This is a genomic window from Anaerostipes sp. 992a (assembly GCF_001940245.1).
Classification (GTDB): domain Bacteria; phylum Bacillota; class Clostridia; order Lachnospirales; family Lachnospiraceae; genus Fimousia.
The window spans coordinates 156,147-181,731 of the sequence record NZ_MJIG01000005.1 but is presented as its reverse complement, the minus strand read 5'-3'; the positions used below and the strand labels follow the sequence as shown (position 1 = coordinate 181,731).

Genomic DNA, 25,585 nt, shown 5'->3' with positions numbered 1-25,585 from the left:
CCTCCTCACACCAAAGACAGATTCACAAGTCCACGATAAACTGCTACAATGGTCAGTGCCAACAGAAGAAAAAAAATCGTCTCTCCATATTCCTCTAAAAAATGCTTCATCTAAATTTCCTCCCTCTTTCTCAATACATCTTTCCCCATAACGAAAACATTACGAGAAACAGCATGGACATATCTAGCATAATTTTCGCCGTTCCCAGGAACATCGGAACATAAAAGAGCATAAAATACCTGGCAATCTCATCTTCATTTTGAATACGCTCAGCCCGATCCGTTAGCTGAATATTCTGTTTTATGATCTGGCCAAGTTGTTCCTTCGCCTCTTCTGTTCCCGTATTTGTATAAGCATATAACATCTTTACAGCGGAATGGATTCCGGGAACCTGCAGTTCCTTTAGGAAATGATCATATGGCCGCATGGATACCGGATCTTCCTTTAGCTCTTCTATGAGAATTTCTAACGGAAGCTTCAGCACATAAGGTGCATCATCCGCTGATTCTACGATAGCCCGGTATACATTATCGGTCTGAAGGCCTAAGATCATCGTTCGAAGCCACCTTGGAAATTGCTTTTCCACTTCCCTTTGTAAACGCTTCTGCGCTCTTTGATACTGTCCTGGTGCTTCCTTTATATGGCTCCAGTCCTTTTGTATCTGCTCCTTTGAAATCTCTTTTGTCCTCTTCAGCCATGTACCGGTCAATGCACATTGAGAGAAAACAAATAAGCATAAAAATCCTAGCAAAATCCCTGTCGTTCCCATCTGATAAAAGAAAGAATCCATAGTCTTCATCATTTCCAAACTGCCTGCCATAAGCCGAAATAATACCGAACATAAGAGCATGACACATAAAATGCTCCATATGATCTTTTTCTTCATCTGACTCCGTTCCCTCTGAAAAAGATATGTCCGTTCTGTCCACATCTTAAGGTCTTCCAGGATTGCCGCTAACGCATTCTGATAGTCACCTCCGATTTCCTCCACCTTGATAAAGAAATCGTGCATTTCCATTAACCGCTCACATGGATATGCTTCTTCTATGGGATAAAACGCTTCCTTATACGTAATGGCCTGAGACATCTCAATTCTTTCTCTGACCTTTCGGACCTGTAACTGAATCTCTCCATCCAAAAGCCCCTCCGTCTCCTCCAGACCAGAAATAATCTTCGGATGCTTCTGGAAAGAATAAATCATCTGCTCCATATAACGAACCAGATCCTGAAAACGATTTTGATCATACAAATAGGCAAACTGCTTTAATACCAGTATCGGTATCACTCCCAAAAGGGCCACCATTAATATTCCTATAAATACGGTCTCCAATCCATTTAATTTGCCGATTCCGATAACCGCTGCACTTCCTGCTGCCAACATGGATGCATATCTGGAAAAAGAATAATGGTATCCATATCCTTCGATTCTGGTCTGCAGATGTCGGAATCTAAGATATTTCCAGGAACTTCTTTTCATCCGCTCACCTCTCTTCTGTCTCAAATGGATGATAAATCTGATTTCTCTCAAACTTGCCCATGACATCTGCCGGAATCTGATGATTTACGAACCTTCCATCCTCTGCAAGCAGAATGATTTCCTGCCGTTTTCCCCCTTCCAGTGAAGAGAGACATCCAATCTGATCAATATATCTGACGATATTCCCATTTCCATCCACCTTCTTCCGAAGCAGAATACAAATGTCCAGAAAGATAAACACTTCCTTTCCTGCTCTGATGGCTGCATGGCTGTCTGAAACCATATTCTTGATTCTCTCCGGAATCTTACGAACATCATCGGTATGCATCGTCGTCAGACAATAATGGCCCGTAGTCAGAGATTCCAGCAAATATCGCACCTCATCGCCTCTAGATTCGGAAAGCAAGATCCACGTGGGGAGCTGCCGCAGAGAAGCCTTAATGGCCTGTGTATAAGAAAAGTGATCTGGATCCACCTTAATCTCCACACAATCCTTTCCAGGATTAATGGTACTGTAATGAATCTCTAAATTATCCTCAATGGTAATCGCCCTTTCATAGGCTGGAATCTGCCCCGTCAAATACTTGAGCAGCTCTGTCTTTCCACTTCCGACCTGACCACAGATGATCAGATTCATATGAGCCCGAATACAGTTCTTTAAGAATATCAGCATTTCCTTTGTGCAATATTCCTGTTGAATCATATATTCATCATTCAAACGCTTGACTGGTGGTGATTTTCGAATTGATATGCTCCTGCCGCTTCTGGCATAAGCTTCATGAATAATAGAAATGCGGAGGCCATTGGATTCTGCCTCCAAAAGAGGGATATGCTTATTAAAATTAAGACTGACAACATTACTCACATGAGATGTGAATTGCTGAATAAATGATGTCTCTAAAGTCATATCCGAACGATATCGGCCGCGCTTTAAATGGTCGATCCAAAGTTGTCTGCCATTCCAGTTAATATCCGTAATCTGATGATCCAGAATCAGTGGATATAACGGCCCAAACTGTTCCTCTGTTAATAGCTTTGCTTCTATAACATCTCCTCCTTTCTGATGTAGTTGTATTATAATTTATTTGGAAAATTTTGTCAATCTTTTTTGAGAATGAAAAAGAATAATCCTCACGAAGAATTTCTTATGTAACAAATACGGCAGTCCTTCCATATCAAGGAAAGACTGCCTATGTATCCTATTGTAATTTTTCCATAGCGTTTCGAAAACGCTCCATTCCCTCTTCCAATCGTTCCATGGAATCTGTATATGCAAATCGAACGGCACTTGGAATCCAAAACGCACTTCCCGGAACAACTGCAATTTTAGCTTCTTCCAGCAGATACATACAAAGATCATCCACAGTTTTTATTTTCCGTCCACAGGCCATTTTCCCAAAATAGCTGCTTACATCCGGCATCAGATAAAAAGCTGCCACTCAAAATATGGACAAATATACCCATATCGAGATATTGAAAGTTTTCACAAACTTTTCTTACTGCTTCATCCTGTATGCTTTTGCGATTACAAGTAATACGCTACTCACAAGTTCTTGTACAGTCCACAGTCGTAAATTCCCGACTAAAGCCATCGGTACATGCCTACAAACGCTTGTTTTATGCTATTTTGTAGGATGTTGCATCTCTTAAATTAAGACTTGCATTATAATCTCTATCAGCATGATATCCACATTCACAAATATATTCTCTATCAGAAAGTTTTAAATCTCTCTTAATACAACCACATTCATGACATAACTTACTTGATGGATACCATCTGTCTACAATTCTTAATTCCATTCCCAGTTCTTTGCATTTTGCTTCAAGTTTTGTTCTAAACTCATAGAATTTCTGTGAAGCAACTGCCTTAGAGAGATGTCTATTCTTCATCATTCCTTTTACATTCAAATCTTCAATGGTAATATAAGATGGCTTGGTTTTCACTATCTCATTTACACATTTATTGATATGATCGGTACGAATATTATCTATTCTATGATGGAGTTTCTGTACCTTTAAGACCTGCTTTTGAATATTTTGTCTAGTGGCTTCTCCTTTCATTTTATTGTTGCGTTTCTTTAAGTCTTCGTATTTCCTCGATAGACAACGCTGTTCTCTTTTTAATTGTTTCTCTAATTTTCTTATTCTTTCAGTTTTATTGATATTTTTCTTTGTAATACCATTACTAATAACTGCAAAATTTTTAAGTCCCAAATCAATCCCTAATCCAAAATCATTTAATTGTGGTTTATTCTGATCAGGAATCTCTATTAAAACTGATACATAATATCTCCCAGCCTTGCAGGAGACTGTACCACTTTTGATCACATATCCTTGCTTTGTTGTTGGAATGTACCCCTTTTCTTTTAATTTGACCCATCCAAGAGTAGGGATATTAATTCTATGTCTTTCACAGAAGCAGTCTTTTGGATTATTTTTCACAAAATACATTTTCACATCTGACTTATTCTTTTTTTTAAATCTGGGAAATCTACTCTGCTTTTTAAAAAATCTAGAAAAAGCAGTGTACGCATTTTCCATGGATTTTTTAACTGACTTAGAACTCACATCTTTTATCCATAAATATTCCGGATGATTGGGTAGAAATTCATTATTAAGCCAAACACTAAAAGATTTTGCCGTCATAAATTTTTCACCTTTGTTATAAAGTTCTTTATTATGGGCAATATAAAAATTATAAATAAATCTACAAGTTCCAATTGTTTTATTTATCTTTTGTATTTGTTCCTGCGTTGGGTTTATTTCCGTTTTGTAACTCTTTCGCAATTTCCTCATCCTCCTTTATCTGATTTTTATACTTGCGAAATCCATACAATCTGCAACTGAACACATGTAATATTGATATAATATCTTGAACTAATTCTTCATTCGGTGAAAGAGTTTCATTGTTTACAATAATTATTTTTGTATTGAATTTTTCGCAGAATTTTTCAAACCAATCATATCCAAATCGAATAAATCTGTCTTTATTTGAAATTACTATTGTTTTAATCTTATTTTCCATAACTTCATCTAATAATTTATTCCATTTTTTTCGATTATAATTTAATCCGCTACCAAAATCTTCAATACACTGATTTACAATAATACCTTTTGCATTACAGAATTGTTTTAAAAACTCTACTTGATTTTGTAGATCATCTTTTTGATTTCTTGTAGAAACTCTTGCATATATTACTGTGTCCCTTATATCATTCTCTGTTTGGATACCTTTGAATTGTAAATATTGATCATAAGTATAATATCTTCTGTTAGTTGGAGTACGATTTGCTTTGAGAATTCCATCTCTGTCCCAACGTTGAAGAGTTTTTACTGACACTCCAAGTAATTCAGCAAAATCTTTTGGTTTATAATTTGTGATATTTGATGTGTTCATAAATAATTCTCCTTTCTTTATAAACACATTGTATCACATATAAACATATTTGTCTGTATTTTTGATTGCTTAACAATCGCTCCTTCCGGCTTTGTACAATGGATACCCGAAATCTGATTCATAGCCTCATATATAAAATCTCTGCGCTTTTCAAATTCTTTCCGCATATACTCTACCGAATCATCACAGGTTTTTAATCCTTCCAATGCTGCCCATTGCACAAAAGTCGTACTATTGGAAGTAATATGTCCCTGTAGCGCAGCAATCCCCCTGCTGATTTCTTTAGAGGCTGCTGTATAGCCAATTCTCCATCCAGTCATTGCATGTGACTTTGAGAATCCATTGATGATAATAGAACGGTCATAAATTTCCTTTGAAAGTCCTGCAATACAAATATGACGGTTGTTATCATACACCAGCTTCTCATATACTTCATCCGAAATAATATAAAAATCATGCTCTACAGCCAATTTCCCCAACTCCAACAACGCTTCTTTTGTATAACAGACACCTGTAGGATTATTGGGCGTATTGATCATGATCGCTTTTGTCTTTTTTGTAATACGATTCTTCAATGCATGAAAATCCAGCTGATAATCCTCTCCTGGCGGTATCAGAACTGGAATTCCCTGTGCCAGTTTGATCATCTCCACATAGCTGACCCAACATGGAGTAGGCAATAAGATCTCATCTCCCGGATCACATACAGCCATCACTGCATTATACACTGCCTGTTTTCCTCCCGTAGAAATACAGATCTGATCCTTCTCATATTCAATTCGATTGTCCTTTAAAAACTTCTCACAAATCGCTTCTTTTAATGGGGTAATCCCTGATACAGGAGCATATTTGGTCTTGCCTGCATCCAACGCTTTTTTACACTCATCCCTCACCTCTATGGGTGTTTGAAAATCAGGTTCTCCCACATTGAAAGAAATAATATCCTCGCCTGCCTCCCTAAGCTGTGCCACTTTGGCAAACAATACATTCGTAGCGGACGGTGTCATAGTTCTAATTCTTTTTGATAACATACTTCTCCTTAGCAATAAAAGAAGCCAGCGGTAATAATCACCACTGGCCTTGTGTCTTGATTCTACATCTGTCCTGTGTTCTGGAATTTGTATATATAACATCCAGTTGCATTTCTTAACTTGAGAGAACCGGTAATATTAGCCGCTTTTCCTTCTGCTGGTGCATCCACCTTCTTCAAATACTGTGCAGTTATTTTACATTTCTCTAATCCAGCATCGATCTCTACAATCTCAAATACGTGTTCACCAGAATTATAGTTTTTACCGTCAATCGTTAATATCTCTCCACAATAAAGTTCATCATTCGTATAAAATTCAATAAATACGCCATCTTTATTTTCATATGCCTTTTTTACTGTCATGTTTCACCCTCCTCGCATAAAATTTTAGGTACAATATATAGTACTATTATTTTATCATAAATCCTCTTTATGGGCTAGGAGATTTTCATTTTTTTACAATTCCAAAACGTTATATACTCTGCACTCGTGATAAGAACTGCTTGGTCCGTTCCTCTTTCGGATTTAATAACACTTCTTCTGGTGGCCCCTGCTCCACGATCACTCCACCATCCATGAATAATACCCGGTCAGCTACGTCCTTTGCAAAATCCATTTCATGGGTTACGATGACCATGGTCGTATCCTGATCTGCCAGAGACTTGATAACCCGAAGTACCTCTCCTGTTAACTCCGGATCCAATGCGGATGTCGGTTCATCAAAGCATAAAATGTCCGGATTAAGCGCCAGTGCACGGGCAATCGCCACACGCTGCTGCTGTCCACCGGAAAGCTGATGCGGATAGTTATTCATCTTATCCTGAAGTCCCACCTTAGACAATATACGAATGGCTTTTTCTTCGATTTCTGTCAAAATCTCCTTCTTCCGTTTCTTATAATCTGGTCTGTTCTTTGCCAGAAGCTGCTCTGCCAGCATAACATTTCCCTTTGCTGTATATTGAGGAAATAAGTTAAAGGACTGAAATACCAGACCAAAATGCAGACGATTTCTTCTGATCTCCGCTTCTGATTTCGTAGCAGAATCTTCTGCATCATATAACACTTCATCATTCACGAGAATTTGTCCGTTATCCGGTGTTTCCAGGAAATTCAGACAACGGAGCAGTGTGGTCTTACCGCTTCCAGAAGATCCGATGATCGCTACTACCTCTCCCTTTTCCATGGAAAAGGAAATATCCTTTAATACTTTTGTCTCTTTAAAACTTTTACTAATATTCTTTACTTCTAATGTTGCCATACCTTATACCCTGAAATAACTTAATCTCTTTTCTATATATCCAAACAACAGTGTCAAAATACCACAGAACGCCAGGTAGAAAACTCCTGAATAGAACAGTGGCCAAATGATCGCTTGACTGGCAATATACTCCTGTGCCAACCATGTAATCTCCTGAATTGCAATAATTCTGGCAAGAGAGGTATCTTTTACCAGCGTAATGATCTCATTGCTCATTGGAGGGACGATTCTCTTTACAACCTGAAGCAATACTACCCGGAAGAAAATCTGTGTCTTGGTCATTCCAAGAACCTGTCCTGCCTCATACTGTCCCCGTGGAATACCCTCGATCCCACCTCGGAAAATCTCTGAAAAATAGGCAGAATAGTTAATGATAAATGCCAGAAATGCTGCATTCATACGAGAAAAAGCAGTGGCATTCCACATCAGCCCAGGCCCGTAAAATACGATGATCAGCTGCAGCATCAACGGTGTTCCACGAATAATCCATACATATGTACGGACCAGCCATCTAAGAGGCTTAAACCGACTCATAGAGCCAAAAGAAATAATCAGTCCAAGAGGGATCGCAAAGATCAGTGTTCCAAAAAACAGCTGAAAACTAACAGAAAACCCCTCCAGAAGTCTTAATGTTACATTATACAAACTCATAAATACATCCTCACTTTAATCACCAATAAGCAACGAGGTAAGAACTGCCTCGTACTCACCTCGTTGCTTATTGATCTCTTTTTATACTATTGTTACTTCTTATTCCTGGTTAGAAATTAATGATGCCTTTAAGTCATACTTCTCAGCAATTTTATCTAATGTTCCGTCCTTAACTAATTCATCTGTCTTGTCGTTCAACTGATCTACCAGATCACTATTCAGACGGCATCCAATTCCGTATTCTTCTACTGCCAGTTCCAGTCCATCAACGATCATCAGATCATCGTAATCTGTTCCTTCGCCAACCATAGAAGATGCCAGTGTATAATCCAGAACTGCTGCATCAGAAGTTCCTGCTTTTACTTCTGTTAAAGCATCTGTCTGCTTAGACACAGTCACACATTCTACATCGCCCAATGCCTTTTCATCGGTTACTACCTTTTCTCCTGCAGAACCTTTTTCTGCAGATACGGATGCACCTTCTAAACTCTTAGCATCTGTATATTTATCTGCATTCTTCTTCTGGATAACAACAACCTGTTTGTTCTTGATATATGGATTAGAGAATGTGATCTGTTCCTTTAAATCATCTCTGATGGTAAATCCATTCCAGATACAGTCGATGTTGCCAGATTCTAATTCCGTCTCTTTTGTTTCCCAGTTGATTTCAATAAATTCTGGTTCGACACCAAGCTTCTTACATACTGCTTCTGCATATTCTGTATCGAAGCCAATCAGCTTACCATCTTCGTCCTTATAGTTCATTGGTTCATATATAGTAATACCAATCTTTAACTTGCCAGACTTCTTAATTGCTTCCCAATCACTGGAACTTTCCTTTGCAGTGTCATCTTTCTTCGCATCTTCTTTGCTTCCGCATGCTGCCAATGAAAAAGCCATCACACATGCTAAAAGAAGAGCTAATATTTTTTTCATCTTCATCTCTTATTTCCTCCGTTTTCCCTGTAAGGCACAAGTATCCGCCTTCACGCTAAATAATTCTGCTAACATAATAGCATATTAGCATACTAAAGTAAAGATATGTGATAAAAAAGAATCCTGCAGAGCAGGATTCTACGCCTGCGGCGGGTTGCTCTTGCGACATCTTCCTATCCGCCGCAGCGCGATCCTCACGGAGTGGTCTTATTACATAAAAAATTCGAGGAATTTCTTATGTAATAAGAAAAGCTGTATGAAATCATTCATACAGCTTCAGACTGTAGACAAAGTTGGTGCTGGAGATAATCTCTAGCACCACTTTTCTTTGAAAAATGACTTTTCTTTTAATAACCGCCAAATATTATGGATGGTTGAGATTCTTTCTTCCCTTTTGGCCAGTATCCTGGCCAGTTTTTTCAGGTTCATACATGCAAAAGTAAGCCCCGCTTTCATCTCCATCCGGGCTTTTCCTATGTATTGTGTATAACGAAATCCATGCTGCTCTTTGGCTGTTCCGAAAATCCTCTCGATTGTCTCCTTTCTTAAGTCATATATCTGTTTATTGCCAAGTGTATGCCTGATGTCCTCTGCTTTCTCCATATATTCTTCCCACACATGGCGGGTGATCACTTTTATATGTTCTTTGCTTTCCGTACATCTATGAAGATTTGGACAACTGGCACATATTTCTCCGCAGCTTACGTATTCCCTATAACCCTCCCTGTTTGTCGTATGATAGGATAATATATGGTTCTCCGGACATATATAGCAGTCATAATACTCATCATATACATACTCATATTTTCGGAAAAAACCTTCCTTTGTCATTGGCCTTTTGTATGGGAACAGCGGCTCGATACCATCTTCTAACAACTCATGGGCGATTGCTGGTATACGATAACCGGCATCTGCTATGATCATAGCCGGTGAATAGATCTTTATCTTGTCATAAAGTGTTTTGAATGTCCGGCTGTCATGTTCATTCCCCGGATGAATGCTGTATCCCAGGATCCAGCCATGTTTATCACAAGCTGTTTCCACTGCATAGGCAAAAACATGTTTATGCTCGCCTTTACGAAACCAGCCGCTTTCCGGATCACTGATACTGCATTTCTGCGTTTTAATTCCTTCTGGAATTTCTTCTTCCTTTGTATTATCACCGCTCCCGCTGCCGGATGGGGGATCATTTTTGTCTTTTTCTTTCAAAGGCTTTTTCCCATGCGCTTCACGATCCCTGGATATTTCCTTCTGTAGTTTCTCTTCATACCAAAGGGCCTGTTCCTGTGCAACTCTTTTTCGCATTTTTTTGCTGTTTGCACATGCTTTCACATGAGTGGAATCCACAAAGATCTGATCGGTGTCCACCAGTTTAAATTTCATGCAGTCTTCCAATATTTTTGCAAAGATCTGCTCAAAAAGATCTGTGTCCTTAAAACGGCGTGTATAGTTTTTTCCAAAGGTTGAAAAATGTGGTACCGGATCCATCATGTCTAATCCAAGGAACCATCTGTAAGCAACGTTTACTTCAATCTCCTTGATAGTCTGTCTCATACTTTTAATTCCATAAAGGTATTGAATAAAAGGAATTTTGATCAGCATAACAGGATCCATGCTGGGTCTTCCATTATCAGAACAGTATTTTTCTTCTACAAGATCATAGATAAAAGTCCAGTCGATGGCTTTATCAATCAAACGCAGCATATGGTTTTGAGGAACCATGTCATCCATACAGAACATCATCATCTGTTCCCTTTTTTTGTCTGCATTTTTTGTCATCATAAAAAACACCGCCTTTCTGATATTTCAATTATATCAGAAAAACGGTCGTAAACATAGAAAAGCCCGGCTTTCGCCGGGACTTTGTCTACAGTCTGAAGCTGTATGAAATCATTCATACAGCTTAGTTTTTTCTTTAATTTAATAACTTTTGGAAAAAGGTCCTTTTATCCTCTTTTATGATTCTTCGTTCAAACTTTCGTTCCTGAAGTCTCTTCTTCTCCTTCGGCTTTAAGCAGTTCATAAATTCTACATAAGTCGAATAGTGAGCACATACTTCATCAATCGGACCATATTCCTGAAGAACTCCACCTTCAATCCAGATGGCTGTATCACAGAAGTCCTGCACCTGCTTTAAAGAATGGGAAATAAAGATAATCGTCTTTCCCTGTTCCTTCAGCTCCTTCATCTTGCGCAGACACTTTCTCGCAAATCCACGGTCACCTACAGACAGCGCTTCATCTACGATCATAATATCCGGATCCAGACATAGATTAATGGAAAATCCTAATCTGGACTTCATACCGCTGGAATACTTCTTAACCGGCTGGTATAAAAAGTCTCCAATCTCTGCAAACTCAATTACTCCGTCCTTGATCTCCTCAATCCTCTTTTTCGGAAGTCCTAAGAGTGCTCCTTTTAATTCGATATTCTCCATCCCGGTCAGCTGGCCGTTCAATCCGGTATTAATGGCAATCAATGCCTGTTCCCCATTGACGATCATGCTTCCTTCATTGGCCTCGGAGATTCCTGCCAGAACAACAGACATGGTAGACTTTCCTGATCCATTGGTCCCCAGGATTCCAACAACCTCTCCCTTCGGAATTTCAAAGCTGATATCCTTCAGTGCGTAGAACTGCTGTTTCTTCTTCTGTTTATTCTGCTTAGATTTTAGTGTATAGATCTTTGATACATGATCAAACTTAATCGCATATTCTTTTTCTACCATCCCACACCTCTTAAATCAAATCAATAATCTTACGTTTGAATTTGAACATCATACAGCTTCCAATTACAAAAATCACCAGAGTGATCACCCAGAAGGCCAACATCTGTTTATGATAAGGCCAGAGTCCCCTATGGTAGAAGAATGCATCTCGGTAACCACATACAATATAATAAATCGGATTTACCTTTACGATAAATGTAATCAATTTATAATCCTTCAGCCGGTCGATCGGCCACAGGATTGGTGTCAGATACAAAAGCATCCTCATACATGCCAGGATCATCTTTCTTACGTCTCTGGCAAGCATATTCAACACAGAAGTCAGCATACTTAATGACGTGGCAAAAATAAATGCACACGGCATATAATACAAAAGCTCCAGCCAATATATACTTGGCATCCTTCCCTGAACCATCATAAAGAGTACTACTATGATCAAAATACACAGATGATTAAATAATTCCTGTAACACTACCGTGGCAGGCAGAATACTGACCGGAAACTTCATCTTCGTTACCACATTCCGCTTGGTATAAATGGCATTACATCCCTTCGTAATACATGGATTGATAAAAAACCATACGACCATACCTCCAAGCATCCATTGAATGAAAGGAATGCCATCCACATCCTTTCTATTGAATACCAGTCCAAATACAAACCAATAAGTCACGATCTGGATCAGTGGATGTGCAAAATTCCAAAATAACCCCAGATTGGATTCTCGCATATCACTTAATAATTCATATTTCGCAATCGAATAAATTCGATAAAGATTATTAAGGTTTTCATCCAGAACGTATTTTACACTTTTAAACATAATTTTCTCCTCTAAACAAAACCAGAAAATGGGTTTTATTCCAAATATTTGTTATAAAAAAATACAATACGCTTCCTTTGTCTCTGCCATTATAATAGAAAAAGCGAAGTTTGTCAAAACTCCGCTGGGGTTATTTTATCATTACAAAAAAGAAAAATGTTTATACAGATAACTGCATGCCTGTAATGCTGCTATTGTGCCATCAGCTGCCGCTGTGGTCAGCTGTCGGATTTCCTTTGTCCTGCAGTCTCCTGCTGCAAAAATGCCAGGAGTACTTGTCCTGCATTCCTCTCCTGCCAAAATATAACCGGCAAAATCCAGTTTTACAACATTGTAAAAAGCATCGTTTTCCGGCATCTGTCCAATTGCTACAAACAATCCATCCACTGAGATTTCCCGTGTCTTCTCTTCCTTATGATGAATAACGGTAATCCCTTCTAATCGATCCTTTCCATGAAGCTTTGTAACCTGACTGTCTCGCAAAATCTCTACCTGGTCTTTTTCTTCTAATATATGCAGGCGCACTGCTTCACCGCGGAAGGTATCTCTTCGGTGGATCAGATATACCTTTCTGCAATATTCACTTAAGATCAGCGCATCTTCCAATGCGGTATTGCCGCCTCCAACGACTGCGGTTGTCTTTCCTTTGTAAAACATTCCATCGCAGGCAGCACAATAGGACACCCCTGCTCCAATCCATTCCTGTTCCCCCTCCAGTCCTAAAGGACGATTTCTGGCTCCTGTAGCAAGAATCACTGTCCTTCCCCTGTAAGATGCCTGATCAGTCTGTATGATTTTAAAATTTCCTTCCTCTGCTATCCCATTGACCTTTTCATACTTGATCTCTGCTCCCAGATCTACCACTTGTTGATACAGTGCAGATGCAAATGCAAAGCCAGAAATCATTGGAATTCCAGGATAATTTTCCACCGCTGGCGTATTTATGATCTGTCCTCCATAGCTTTGCTTTTCCAGAATCAGAACCTTTTTCCCTGCTCTTTTTCCATAAATTGCTGCAGAAAGTCCTGCCGGTCCAGCTCCGACGATAACGATATCATATTCCATCATGACTTTAGCTTCCTCTCTATGATCTCTACAATCTCACCTTTGGATCTTACCCCAGACATCCTGTCTACAATCTCCCCCTCCTTTATATATACCAGCGTTGGAATAGTCTGGATCTTATATCTCCTGGCTAATTCCGGTTCCTCATCCACATTGATCTTACAGATTTTTATCTGCCTCTCCTCCTGCGCAATTTCTTCCATTACCGGCATCAGTACCTGACACGGGCCACACCAGGCTGCCCAAAAATCCAAAATGATCGGCTGCTTTGCTTTTAGGACCTCCTGCTCAAAATGATCCTTTGCCACTTTTATAACTGCCATCCTCTATCTCCTTTCTCTCGGTTTTCTGGCATTAGGATTCTCAAATCATCTTTTTTTTATACAAAAATACCTTTACACGCATCCCCGATGCAGGTAAAGGCATTTTAATTTCTATTTTTTATTTTCTTCCAGCACTTCCATCAGACGGTCCACATCTTCCTTTTGGGTAGCCCAACTGGTTGCAAAACGGACAACGGTATGCTTGTCATCGACTTTTTCCCAGAAGCCAAAGGAAACTTTTTCCTTTAATCGTTCCATTTCTTCATTTTCCAATACGATAAACTGCTGATTCGTTGGAGATTCCAGATAGAACTCATATCCTCTTTCCTGAAATCCTTCTTTGAGCAGCTGTGCCATTAAGATAGCATGCTTGCTAATCTTAAAATATAATTCATCCGTAAATAATGCGTCAAATTGAATCCCTAGAAGACGTCCTTTTGCCAGAAGCGCCCCATGCTGCTTTACCATGGTCATAAAATATTTTGGCATGTTTTTTTTGGTAAATACCACCGCTTCTCCGCACAGTGCTCCAACCTTAGTTCCTCCAATATAAAATACATCACAATATTTGGCTACCACCTGCAGGGTCACATCGGTTTCCTGACTCATCAGCCCATATCCAAGCCGTGCTCCATCCAGATATAATGGAATGTGAAACTGCTGGCATACAACAGAAATTGCTTTCAGTTCCTCCCTGCTGTAAAGCGTTCCATATTCCGTCGGATGGGACAGGTAAACCATGCCTGGAAATACCATATGTTCATGAGTTTCATCCTGCCAGAACTTCTGAAGATATTCTTCCAGCTCCTCTGCATCCATCTTCCCATCATGGGAAGGCAGTTCCAAAACCTTATGTCCGGTATATTCAATGGCTCCTGCTTCATGGACACTGACATGTCCTGTCTGTACGGCCAAGACTCCTTCGTATTTTTCTAACATGGCATCAATGACCGTCGCGTTTGTCTGAGTCCCACCTACTAAAAACATAACTTCCGCTTCCGGACATCCACAAGCTTTTCGAATCTTATTCTTTGCACTTTCACAATATGGGTCACTTCCATAGCCAGGCAGCTTCTCCATATTGGTCTCACATAACTTTTCTAAAATCTTCGGATGTGCTCCTTCTGTATAATCACTTTCAAATGACAGCATCTTCTTCCTCCTAAGTACATTTCTGCTAACGATTATAGCACATAAATCTCATTTTTTAACTTTTGCTTTGCATAATGCTGCTCCAGCATCTTCTTGTGACTCAAAAACGCCGGATCATCAAAAAATTTTGCTCCCTTAGGACACTTATGAATGCATGCCTGGCATTTAATGCAGATGCCAGTGGTTTTTGTCACATCCTCTTTGGAAATACAGCCCATAGGACAAACGCTGGCACACTTTCCACAACGGTCACAAAATTCTTCAGAAGTAACCGGCTTGGCAGTCAGAAACCGGACTGGACTTCCGTCCTCCCCCTTTGGTACATAATATGGTCCAACTGGACGATTCCCTGGTATCTTCTTATCAAGTTCTGGTCCTGGTTCTCCTGAAACTGCCTTAACAGCAAATTCTTCTGCCTGCTTCCTATCTTTTTTATCTGGTCTTCCACTGGCCAGCTGATCTGAAAATACATGCTGACAGACAAATGCTGCCGCCCCTGTCATCTGGAAGTGATTCCGCTTCATAAGATCATATAATTCAATCAATGCATCATCATAGCTGCGATTCCCATAAGTGACAACTGCTGCTCCACGAGCTCCATTGCCCTTTAATCTATCCCTGATAAAAGGCATCAGCTTATTGGGAACTCTTCCAGCATACGTCGGCGTTCCCAAAAATACAAAATCTTTCTCTCCCAATGAGGGCACTCGCCTTCTTGCCTCCGGAAGCGTCCAGTCATAGACCTTTACCGAAACATTTCCCAGCTTTTTCGATGCTTTCTTTGCCATAGCTTCTACCAACTGTCCAGTAGTGGAAACCGGACTAAAGTACATGGCCCAAATCGTTTCAATCTTCATTGCGGTCCTCCATTCATTCTCATAATTGTATACATAATAATCCCTCATTTGCTTTATTATTTCGAAATATTCAGAAAGCGGCTCCGAATTATCTGATTGATATTATAACACATGTTGTTTTCTATTGTTTATTTTGTTAAGATAAAATTTATGAAAAGAAAGGACATAACTTACAATGGAATACGATTTCGACCTTGTAGGAATCATCTATCTCGTCAGATGGCGTTCATAACTAACGAAACACTCATCTTTGCAGAAACCGCTTTTTCCTACAGGGACAGTGGCATTACTTTTACCGGTATGCGACGAAGTTTAGCATACCGGTAAGCGTAAGAATTCTTCTCACAATAAATGGTCAGCTTCTTACATCCGGCAAATGCTTTCCTTCCGATTTTAGTTACACTTGGCGGAATCTTAACACTCATCAGGCTGGTACAATTCATAAAAGCCTTCTCTCCAATGGTCGTTAATGTGCCTGGAAGAATAACACCCGTCAGTCTCTGGCACTCCATAAAAGCCTGCCCTTCGATCACTTCCAGGCCCTTAAAGAGTCTGACACTTTCCAGTCTGGAAAATTTCTGAAATGCTCCTTTTTTAATTTCCCGGACAGAATCTCCAATATATAAGATCCGGGTAATATCGTTTCCCTGTTCTTTATTCGCAACAGAAGTTACCGGAATTCCATCAATCGCTTTTTCGAGCTTTAACACCTGACTTTCTGAAGTAACGATGGTCATTTGAATTTCATTTTCCTTCTTTTGATACACACCACTTTTTCTAATTATGATGTCTTTTCGATCCTCATCCAAAAATCCGTGCTGTGCTAATATCTCCGTTACTCTTGCTTCATTTTCTTTTTTAGATCTTACCTGATTTCTCCTTCTTGCAATACTTTCTATCCGTTCTTTGTGCTTAAGCTCCATCTGCTTTAATTTCTGTACTGCCTCTTCATCCACTGGATATTCCAGATCAAGGACTTCCTCTCCTGTTTTCAAAAAGCCCTGTATGATTTTAGGAACCTCTTTAAGACGATCCCAGATATTTTTCGGCATGGTCAGATTCCGATCATATGGCACCACCCTATAGGGAACACCATCAACATAGCTTAAAATTCTACATGGAATAAACTCTACCTTTGATAGAATTTTTCCCCCTTCTCTTTTAAGACGAAGACTACAGATTACCGGATACTGGGTATCCTTCTGGAACTCACTCAATCTTAAATGGGTCATTAGATTTCCCATAGAAAATACCACAGGCTTGCCTTCTATCATCTCAAATGACTGCACCAGATGTGCATGGGCTCCCGCAATCATATCATATCCGATGTTTACGAGAGTTTCTGCCATCTTTCTCTGGTTTTTGGATATTTCTGTAGAAAATTCCTTTCCCCAGTGTGGAAAACAGATGGTATATTCCGCTCCCTGTTCTTTCATTGCTTTGTATACACTTTGGGCCCTTTTTTCTGTAAATGTATTCAGCAGGGTCATTCTTCCTTTGACAGTCAGATTCACCTGCATAGAATTATATGTCTTGGAAAAAGCAGTAAATCCAATCTTAAATCCACAAATATCTACAATGACAAACTTATCTGTTTTTTCTACAAAGGTTCCTGTCTGAATAAAATCAAACTTTTTTATATTGGCAATCGTATCATAGATTCCCTGTGCTCCTGCATCAATCGTATGATTATTGGCAGTTGTAAGCATATCAAATCCAGCATACTTTAACGCCTCTAAGTATTCAACAGGCGCATTACAATAAAACGGCCCTTCATGGCTTAAGATTTCTCCCCGATATGGAGCCTGATCAGAAACCGGTGTCTCCAGATTTCCTGCTACAAAATCGGCTGCGCAAAACAGGGGTCTTACATAATCAAATCCCAGTTTAAAATCATAATCATCTCCCTGCTTCCGATATCCATAAAGCATCCCTTCCTGACAGAGCAGGTCTCCGGTAAATAATAAAGAAATCTCATCTTTTTCCTTTTCTTTAGAATAATAGATTCCATCCTTATATACATATCTACTTTCTCTAGCACATTGTTCTTCATGAATGACAAAGCTCTTTTTTCGTTCCTTTTGTTCATAGCTGGGACTCTTATATTCATACTCATTCATCGGAAATTCTACATTCATCTTGATCCTCCTACACCCTGTTTCATACCTTTTTTCAAGTCAGCCTCCTATTCACATGGAGGCTTTAACATCTTCTACTAAGTTATAATAACAGATATGCAAAATATGCTCCATAGCATATCAGCATGATTACTCCATGACTCCTTTGTAATTTCTGTTTTTTCCATACACAAGCCCATAAAAGAACTCCTGCTCCCGCTGCGATCAATGTATCAATCACAAATTTAGGCATAAATACCACTGGTGTGATCAATGCTGTGGTTCCTACAACAAAGAGCACATTAAAAACATTACTTCCTACGATATTTCCAATGGCAATATCTGCTTTTCCTTTTATTGCCGCTGATACCGAAGTAAACAGCTCAGGAAGTGAGGTTCCCAATGCCACGATGGTCAGGCCAATAAATCTCTGGCTCAAGCCAACTGCCTTGGCAATGGCTGTCGCTGCATCCACCGTAACATCACTTCCCAATATAATACCGACAAGTCCAATCACCGTTAGTGCAAATAATCTAGCAATGGATTTCTCCTGAGCCTGATCTTCTGCTTCTTCTTTATTCTCCTTTGCCATTTTAAACAAATAGGCCAGATAAATGAGAAAACATACCCATAGCAGAACACCTTCTATCAATGTTATCTGCCCTCCGGTGTAGCCAAATGCGATTAACAGTAATGTTATAAAGATCATATATGGAATCTCATATGTTACTGTAGACTTTGCAACAGACACAGAAGTAATTACCGCTGTAAGTCCTAAAATAATCAATACATTTAAAATATTACTTCCTACCACATTTCCAATGGTAATGGCTGCACTTCCTCTAAGTGCCGCTGTAATACTGACAGCTGCTTCCGGCGCACTGGTTCCCATAGCCACAATCGTAAGCCCGATGACCAGCTGTGGAATCCCAAATTTTTCTGCAATTCCTGCAGCACCATCTACAAACCAGTCTGCCCCCTTTGCTAACAATGAAAATCCACCAACCAGCAATACAAATTGAATTAAAATTTCCATATCTCTTTTCCTTTCCATTAGAAATTTTTTAATGTAAAAAAGACTTTTATCGCATCAAAAAAATGCGATAAAAGTCTCGTTCTTCTTTCAGTATACATCCCGGTCTCTATCGACGTGATGACGTGATGCATAACATTCTATTAGAATGTGAACTACTCCCTAATATCATCTGAATTCTATCAAATCTAAAGCCGTCTGTCAATTGATGATCCTTACTGCACCGTTATTAATTTTTCCATAACCTCTGTGTGCCCTGTCTTCTCCACCGTACAGCTTTCGTATTCTTCGCTATTAGTAACCAGCACGGCCGTTACAGTACTATATCCTGCTTCATGAATCTTATTCATATCGAATTTGAGCAGCTTCTGACCTGCCCTTACCTGCTCTCCCTCAGTCACAAAAAGCTGGAATCCTTCTCCCTTCATGTTTACCGTATCTACACCTACCTGAATCAGCACCCGCATTCCTTGAGGGCCAGAAATACCAAGCGCATGCAGGCTATCGGTAACAGAGGTAACCATTCCATCCAATGGTGCTACGATCATTCCCGTCTCCGGTTCGATTCCCACTCCTTCTCCAAGAACACCAGATGCAAAAATGGGATCAGAAAAATCTTCTCTTCGAATGATCGTTCCTTTCACCGGTGCATAGATCACCTTTTCCCTTTTCCGTTCTGCTGCCGCTTCCGGCTGAACCACATCCAGGATATTTTCTACAGACAGCGCATCTGATTCCTGTGGATTTTCATTCCAGACTACCCATGTCAGAACAAAAGAACTGGCAAATGCAACCAGTATCGTGATCCCATATTGGAACATAAAGCCCCAGGTAATGAGAAAACCAAGGATTCCGGATACTCCATAGGAGGTCGCTCCCACATGAAGAGCCGCTGCAACAAAGGCACCAATTCCCCCTCCAATCATACTACACAAAAATGGCTTTATCAGCCTTAAATTCACACCGAAGATTGCTGGTTCTGTAATTCCAAGTGCCGCTGATATCGCAGATGGAATTGCCACGGCCTTTGTCTTTCCATTCTTCGCCTTCATTCCTACTGCCAGACAGGCTGCTGCCTGTGCCACATTAGCTGCAGACACAATAGGCATCCATGTGTTGAGTCCTTTGGCCAGCATACCTGTTTCCACCACATTATACATGTGATGAACTCCTGTCACGACAGTCACCGGGTATATGGTCCCCATGATCATACTTCCAAGTTTATTGCCGCCCGCAATCAGATATTCTGTCAAATGTACGATAGAATTCTCTGCTGAAGAGAAGATCGGTCCTATAATACCCAGAGCCAAAAATCCTCCTACGACTACCGTACACAGTGGTGTCACGAATAAATCCACAACTTCTGGTATCCGCTTATGCAATTGCTTCTCCAGTTTACTCATCAACCACACGACCAAAACAACCGGTATCACATGTCCCTGGTATCCTATCTGGCGGATACGTAAGAACCAAATGTTCCAGGTTGGAATCTCTGTAGAAGCCATCTTTCCTACGTCCCAGGCATTGATCAAACTTGGATGTACCATAATAATTCCAATAATGGCTGCAAGATAGATATTACCTCCAAATACCTTGGCCGCCGATATGGCAATTAAAATGGGCAGAAATAAAAATGCAGTATTCGCAAACAGGCTTAAAATATCGCACCAGTCACTTCCTGCAAAAGTCGTTGATACCGTTTGTAATACATCCAAACATCCCATCATCAACCCAGCTGCTACGATAGCAGGAACAATCGGGATGAAGATATTGCCCAGCAACTGCATCATTTTTTCCAAAATTGTTTTCTTATTGACCAATGCATGTTTGTTGATCTTTAAGAATTCTTCATAAACTTTTTCTACAGAACCAGTTCCGATGATAAGCTGAATCTGTCCATTATTACGAAAGATCCCTTTGATTCCATCCACCTTTTCCATATGTTCCATATTTACTTTGTCATATTCTGCAACTACAAGACGCAATCTAGTGGCACAATGGGTAATACTTACAATATTTTCTTTTCCACCCAAGCAGTCAAAAATTTCTTTTGCGCATTTTCTATGATTGATCGCCATAATCTCATCTCCTTTTCGATTATTGCTTTTCTACTTAATTTCCAAAGTCCATTTCATGCTAAGTTTAACCCATATTACTGTAAAACGTCAAATTCTGCAACCCATTTTTATTGAATTCTTTACACATATAATAAAAAAACCAGTAAAAAAAGCTTCCTGGCACTCCTTTTACTGGTTCTTTTCTACGGTTTATTATTTTGTTCTTTCTGCTAACAGAGCTTCCACTTCTTCCTTCTGAGGCATTACGCGAAGTGCTCCTTTTCTCGTTGTGACAATCGAAGCTGCCGCATTGGCAAAGGTAAGCATCTCCTTAAGCTCTTCTTCTCCATATTCCTTCCATCCATGTTCTAATACATAGTGGAGGATACATGCGCCAAAGGTATCTCCTGCTCCTGTTGTCTCAATGGTATTTTCCTGAAGAAATGCTTCTGTTTCTACACGTAAATCTTTGGTATAAGCACGGCTTCCGTCTTTTCCAAGAGATAATAAAATCAATGGGATATGGAACTGTTCCTGTATCTTTGCAATTCCTGCATCATAATCTTCCAATCCAGTGAACCACTGAATCTCATTATCGGAAATCTTTAAAATATGACAGTGCTCTAATCCATACATAATCTGTTCCTTTGCATCCTCTAAGGTCTCCCACAAAGGTTCTCGTAAGTTTGGATCGAAAGATAACAATACTCCGGCTTCTTCTGCCATTGCAATAGCCTTTTTCGTAGCTGTTCTACATGGCTCACTTGTCATAGACAGGGAACCAAAATGAAAAATCTTACAATCTCGAATCAACTCTTCTTCCAGATCCTCCTCAGAAAGCATCATATCTGCACCCGGGTTTCGATAAAAAGAAAATTCACGGTCTCCATCTTCCAGTGTATGTACAAAAGCAAGTGTAGTGTGAACCTTCTGATCTTTCTTCAAACCTTTTGTATCAATCCCTACTTCTTCCAACGCCTGTTCTAACTGCGTACCGAATATATCATCACCAATCTTTCCGATAAAAGAAGCCTTATGACCAAGACGATTTAACATAGAGAGGACATTACATGGTGCCCCTCCTGGATTGGCCTCTAATACAGGATTTCCCTGCGCGCTGATCCCATTTTCCGTAAAATCAATTAATAATTCCCCTAGTGCGGTTACATCGTATTGTTTCATTCCTTTTCCTCCTTTAGGCTTTGATATCTTTGTGTGAATACGTATTCACACAAAGATGAAGAACATCGATGTCTCAATGTTCCTGCTCTTATTGTTCTTCTATTTTAGAACTGGCCCTTACTGCCAACTCTGCTTCGATTTCTATATGCCGTACCGTCTTCTTTCCATCATGATGCATCAGTCCTAATAATTCTTTTATTGCTGTTTGGCACATCTCATCAATATGTTGATCCACACTGGTAATTCCAGGAATCATCTTCTGACTGATAAAGGTATTATCAAATCCCACCAGTACTGCCTTCCCTGGAAGATCAACACCTGCTCCCAAAAGGGCATTCATCACGATCAATGCTTCTACATCATTAAAAGCAAAAATCCCTACTCTGTGAATTTCTCTCTGAACAAATGATACCAGTCGCTCCAACATTTTTTCTTTATCCATATCCCAGAAATCTATCAGATTCTTTTCTATGTCAACCTGCTGTTCCCGTAGACCCTGAACAAATCCGATATATTTGGAATCTGTCTTCTTTCCCACAAAGATATACTTCTGTACTGGAATTTCAGTCATATGTCTAGCGATCACCTGACCGGCCTTTTTATGGGAAATAAATACCGAATGAACTCCTTCGGCATGTTTGGTAATAATCAGCCACGGAATCGTCAGCTGCCGAAACGGACAAATCCCCTCTTCATCCGTACGAAGCGGCACCAAAAATAATCCATCTACCCGATATTGCTGAATCAACTCCAGACACTTTCTCTCCTTCTTCTGACTATACTCAGAATTAAAGATCAAAATACTATATCCTTCCTTTTCTGCCTCATGTTCCAGATTCTTAATAATGTCAGCAAAAAATGGATTAGAGATATCTGGAACAATGACCGCCAGTAGACAGGTCCTACTTCCGTTCAGGCTTCGTGCGATCATATTGGGCTGATAATTATGCTCTCTGGCACAGGCCATAACCTTTTTAACAATTTCAGGATTTACAGAGGTATTTCCATTCAGTACCCTGGATACTGTGGGCTGGGACACTCCTGTAAGTCTGGCAATCTCTGCCATTGTAATCATATTATCACCTCATCCTACATATGTGAATACGTATTCACATCCTATATTAAGATACTCTACCTTATTTTTTCTGTCAATATTATCTACTTATTTTTTATGTATTTTACAATCTATTCCTATTGTTTTTAGTACATTTTCACAACCTGTTAATGCTGATCTCCACCTTTCCCATATGAATGTGAACCCCTAATTTCCCCAGTTCACATCGGTCTGGAAGATTCATCTTTAACAAATGGACCATTTCAAAACCATCCGTTGCTTTTGTTCCCAACAACTCGTTCAATTCTCCTAAAGAATAATACAAGTAGACTACTTCCTTCTCTTCCCATTCTGCATACTCCTGCTGATGTAACTGATTTTTCATATCTTGAATCAGCTCTTCCCCCATATTCTTCATTTGTTCCACTGAAATTTCCCCTTTCTGCTTCTTTGTTTTCCGTAAGAAACCTCTCCCTGAATTAACAACAAAATGAAATATCTTTTTTCCTCTAATTCATAATTATAACCATAATTCAATGCAATTTCATAGATATTTTTTTAAATTTATCATGACCTATGCCACAATAAAAGTCTTGCTGTCTCATTTGATACGGATGCTTCTGTCAAGAAATGTTAGGAAATCTTAAGAAACCAGATATGCTACAGATGAACAATGAAATCGTACAGCTCTTCTTCTGTATTCACTTCCACATCTGGCTCAATCTCGCCCAGCGGCATCTCACGGTGTCTGTGATTAAACCAGACTACGTGCCATCCGGCATTTTTTGCTCCAATTACATCCACTTCAAAGGTATCTCCAATAAACCATGTTTCCTCTGGATTTAAGTTCAATCCCTCCTGAACTGCTGCAAATGCTCTTACATCCGGCTTGGTAAAACCGATCTCTCCGGAGATAAAAATATTCTCTTCCGGAAACCACTTCTTTAAGTTCAATACCTCTATCTTCTTTCCCTGATTCTGCTTTTTCCCATTGGTCAAAATTCCAATGGTGATTTCCTTCTCCTTGCAATAATCAAGAATCCTTACTATTCCTTCCGGTACATGAATATGTTGCTGATAATAACGATACCGTTCTTCGAAAAAGGCTGCCTCCTGATCAGATACCTGAATTCCCACATCTGCATAGGTTTTACGAATACGATAGGCAAATTCTTCTGCTGCTGTAATCTCTCCTCTTTCGTGCATGTAAAAGGCCTCATCACTATAGATCCTGGAAGCCATAAATAACTGCTCACAATCTGCATCCGTCCTGTTTCCATAGATTTCATTATGAGCCTCAAAAAAAGGCTGCATTAAATTATAAATGGTATCATCTACATCAAATATAATCTTCATCCTATGTCCCCCCTATGCTTTGATAGCCCAACGCAGCTTTGTGGATCTGGCTCTTCCATTATTTCTGCATTCCTCTGCAGATGGACGAATCACATTCTTGGATACTTCACTATAGATTCCCTGCTTGGTCATTTGCTTAAATGCCTTTTTCACAAGACGGTCTTCTCCGGAATGAAAGGTTAGAATCGCTACTCTTCCTCCTGGCACCAGAATATCTGGAAGCTTATCCAGAAATTCATACAACACTTCAAATTCACTGTTTACATCAATACGTAATGCCTGAAACGTTCTCTGACAGGATTTTTTTACCGCTTCTTTTCGATCCTTTTCCGGTATAAAGGACAATGCCTCTTCTATGGTTTCTTTCATCTGTGTGGTAGTCTCGATCTTTTGTCCTCGCCGAATTCTGGACATGACCGTCTCCGCAATCTCCGCCGCATATGGTTCATCAGAATTTTCGATCAGCATGCCTTCTAACTCCTCCTGACTTACCTCCAGAAGCCTTTGTGCTGCACTGGTTCCTTTCCTTGGGTTCATACGAAGATCAAACGGTCCCTCAACCTTATAGGAAAAGCCCCGGTCCGGATTATCAATCTGCATGGAAGAAACACCTAAGTCAGCTAAAACAAAGTCGAAACGTCCAGCTTCTTCCGCAACCTGATCAATATTGGCAAAATTGGTCAGCTTCACGGTAAGAATGTCCTCTCCATATCCCTGTTTGGCAAGTCGTTCTCTGGTTTTTTCCGATTCAATCGGATCCACATCCAGTGCATAGATATGGCCCTGCCCCTTTAACTGCTCTAACATTGCCTTCGTATGGCCACCATATCCTAAAGTAGCATCCAGACCTTTCTGTCCTGGCTGAATCTGAAGGAAATCCAAAATCTCCTTCACCATAATGGAAATATGCATGCCGGCAGGCGTTCCACCCTTTTTGATCACCTTTGCTATGGTATCTGCATATTTCTCGGGCTGAAGTTCTTTATATTTTTCTTTATAGCTGCGTGGATGGGTGCCCGAATATCGCACGCGGCGCTTATGCTTCTTTTCCTGATTCTCCATAAGATACCTCCTGTATTTCTATTCCTCATA

Annotated in this window: 25 protein-coding genes; all 25 read right to left on the bottom strand. The window is 39.8% G+C overall.

The features are described from left to right. Positions 1-130: 130 nt before the first annotated feature. The 25 genes from BHF69_RS12595 to rsmH all read right to left on the bottom strand — a co-directional run bounded on the left by BHF69_RS12595 (position 131) and on the right by rsmH (position 25,555). A complete protein-coding gene (locus tag BHF69_RS12595; RefSeq protein ID WP_075672174.1) occupies positions 131-1,477 on the bottom strand; it encodes a hypothetical protein in 1,347 nt (448 codons plus the stop codon). A 4-nt stretch (positions 1,478-1,481) separates the two neighbouring features. Further along, positions 1,482-2,342 (bottom strand): ATPase, T2SS/T4P/T4SS family, encoded by an 861-nt coding sequence (locus BHF69_RS12590; protein WP_442855875.1) that lies wholly within the window; start codon positions 2,340-2,342, stop codon positions 1,482-1,484. Between the two features lie 334 nt (positions 2,343-2,676). Continuing rightward, positions 2,677-2,826 (bottom strand): hypothetical protein, encoded by a 150-nt coding sequence (locus tag BHF69_RS14215; protein WP_158022585.1) that lies wholly within the window; start codon positions 2,824-2,826, stop codon positions 2,677-2,679. A gap of 268 nt (positions 2,827-3,094) precedes the next feature. Beyond that, the gene (locus tag BHF69_RS12580; RefSeq protein ID WP_075672168.1) at positions 3,095-4,273 is read right to left on the bottom strand and encodes an RNA-guided endonuclease InsQ/TnpB family protein; all 1,179 of its coding nucleotides are present in this window, start codon (positions 4,271-4,273) and stop codon (positions 3,095-3,097) included. Then, complete coding sequence (locus BHF69_RS12575; RefSeq protein WP_143249561.1) at positions 4,203-4,859, bottom strand: IS607 family transposase; 657 nt, start codon at positions 4,857-4,859, stop codon at positions 4,203-4,205. Before BHF69_RS12575 ends, BHF69_RS12580 begins: the two co-directional genes overlap by 71 nt. 32 nt (positions 4,860-4,891) lie before the next feature. Further along, positions 4,892-5,905 carry a pyridoxal phosphate-dependent aminotransferase gene (locus BHF69_RS12570; RefSeq protein WP_158022584.1) on the bottom strand — a complete coding sequence of 338 codons (1,014 nt, stop codon included), beginning with the start codon at positions 5,903-5,905 and terminating at the stop codon, positions 4,892-4,894. Between the two features lie 62 nt (positions 5,906-5,967). Continuing rightward, a complete protein-coding gene (locus BHF69_RS12565) occupies positions 5,968-6,267 on the bottom strand; it encodes a hypothetical protein (protein ID WP_075672162.1) in 300 nt (99 codons plus the stop codon). Positions 6,268-6,376: 109 nt separating this feature from the next. Then, positions 6,377-7,162, bottom strand: coding sequence for an amino acid ABC transporter ATP-binding protein (locus tag BHF69_RS12560; RefSeq protein ID WP_075672160.1), 786 nt, complete (start codon positions 7,160-7,162; stop codon positions 6,377-6,379). Between the two features lie 3 nt (positions 7,163-7,165). Beyond that, positions 7,166-7,813 (bottom strand): amino acid ABC transporter permease, encoded by a 648-nt coding sequence (locus tag BHF69_RS12555; RefSeq protein ID WP_075672158.1) that lies wholly within the window; start codon positions 7,811-7,813, stop codon positions 7,166-7,168. 99 nt (positions 7,814-7,912) lie between these two features. After that, positions 7,913-8,749, bottom strand: a complete 837-nt coding sequence (locus BHF69_RS12550; RefSeq protein WP_330393140.1) for a transporter substrate-binding domain-containing protein — start codon at positions 8,747-8,749, stop codon at positions 7,913-7,915. A gap of 312 nt (positions 8,750-9,061) precedes the next feature. After that, a complete protein-coding gene (locus tag BHF69_RS12545) occupies positions 9,062-10,531 on the bottom strand; it encodes an IS1182 family transposase (protein WP_075672154.1) in 1,470 nt (489 codons plus the stop codon). A gap of 133 nt (positions 10,532-10,664) precedes the next feature. Beyond that, complete coding sequence (locus BHF69_RS12540) at positions 10,665-11,477, bottom strand: ABC transporter ATP-binding protein (protein WP_075672152.1); 813 nt, start codon at positions 11,475-11,477, stop codon at positions 10,665-10,667. A gap of 10 nt (positions 11,478-11,487) precedes the next feature. Next, positions 11,488-12,297, bottom strand: a complete 810-nt coding sequence (locus BHF69_RS12535; protein WP_075672151.1) for an ABC transporter permease — start codon at positions 12,295-12,297, stop codon at positions 11,488-11,490. A gap of 141 nt (positions 12,298-12,438) precedes the next feature. Beyond that, positions 12,439-13,365 carry a thioredoxin-disulfide reductase gene (gene trxB / locus BHF69_RS12530; RefSeq protein ID WP_075672149.1) on the bottom strand — a complete coding sequence of 309 codons (927 nt, stop codon included), beginning with the start codon at positions 13,363-13,365 and terminating at the stop codon, positions 12,439-12,441. After that, on the bottom strand, positions 13,362-13,685 hold the full coding sequence (gene trxA / locus BHF69_RS12525) for a thioredoxin (RefSeq protein ID WP_075672147.1): 324 nt from the start codon (positions 13,683-13,685) through the stop codon (positions 13,362-13,364). The genes trxB and trxA overlap by 4 nt, the downstream gene beginning before the upstream one ends. A 111-nt stretch (positions 13,686-13,796) precedes the next feature. Then, positions 13,797-14,837: a threonine aldolase family protein gene (locus BHF69_RS12520; RefSeq protein WP_075672145.1), complete on the bottom strand. Its 1,041-nt coding sequence runs from the start codon at positions 14,835-14,837 to the stop codon at positions 13,797-13,799. Between the two features lie 32 nt (positions 14,838-14,869). After that, positions 14,870-15,694, bottom strand: coding sequence for a 4Fe-4S binding protein (locus BHF69_RS12515; protein WP_075672143.1), 825 nt, complete (start codon positions 15,692-15,694; stop codon positions 14,870-14,872). 269 nt (positions 15,695-15,963) lie between these two features. Further along, complete coding sequence (locus BHF69_RS12510) at positions 15,964-17,832, bottom strand: CapA family protein (RefSeq protein ID WP_075672141.1); 1,869 nt, start codon at positions 17,830-17,832, stop codon at positions 15,964-15,966. An 82-nt stretch (positions 17,833-17,914) separates the two neighbouring features. Continuing rightward, complete coding sequence (locus BHF69_RS12505; protein ID WP_075672139.1) at positions 17,915-18,847, bottom strand: calcium/sodium antiporter; 933 nt, start codon at positions 18,845-18,847, stop codon at positions 17,915-17,917. A gap of 212 nt (positions 18,848-19,059) precedes the next feature. Then, positions 19,060-20,922, bottom strand: coding sequence for a PTS beta-glucoside transporter subunit IIBCA (locus BHF69_RS12500; protein ID WP_075672137.1), 1,863 nt, complete (start codon positions 20,920-20,922; stop codon positions 19,060-19,062). A gap of 192 nt (positions 20,923-21,114) precedes the next feature. Then, a complete protein-coding gene (locus BHF69_RS12495; protein WP_075672135.1) occupies positions 21,115-22,083 on the bottom strand; it encodes a carbohydrate kinase family protein in 969 nt (322 codons plus the stop codon). Between the two features lie 88 nt (positions 22,084-22,171). Continuing rightward, a complete protein-coding gene (locus tag BHF69_RS12490) occupies positions 22,172-23,158 on the bottom strand; it encodes a LacI family DNA-binding transcriptional regulator (protein ID WP_075672133.1) in 987 nt (328 codons plus the stop codon). 136 nt (positions 23,159-23,294) lie between these two features. Beyond that, positions 23,295-23,564, bottom strand: coding sequence for a hypothetical protein (locus BHF69_RS12485; protein WP_075672131.1), 270 nt, complete (start codon positions 23,562-23,564; stop codon positions 23,295-23,297). A gap of 233 nt (positions 23,565-23,797) precedes the next feature. Next, entirely contained in the window at positions 23,798-24,493 is a 696-nt protein-coding gene (locus BHF69_RS12480) for an HAD family hydrolase (protein ID WP_075672129.1), read from the bottom strand. 12 nt (positions 24,494-24,505) lie between these two features. After that, complete coding sequence (rsmH, locus tag BHF69_RS12475; protein WP_075672127.1) at positions 24,506-25,555, bottom strand: 16S rRNA (cytosine(1402)-N(4))-methyltransferase RsmH; 1,050 nt, start codon at positions 25,553-25,555, stop codon at positions 24,506-24,508. Positions 25,556-25,585: the final 30 nt, after the last annotated feature.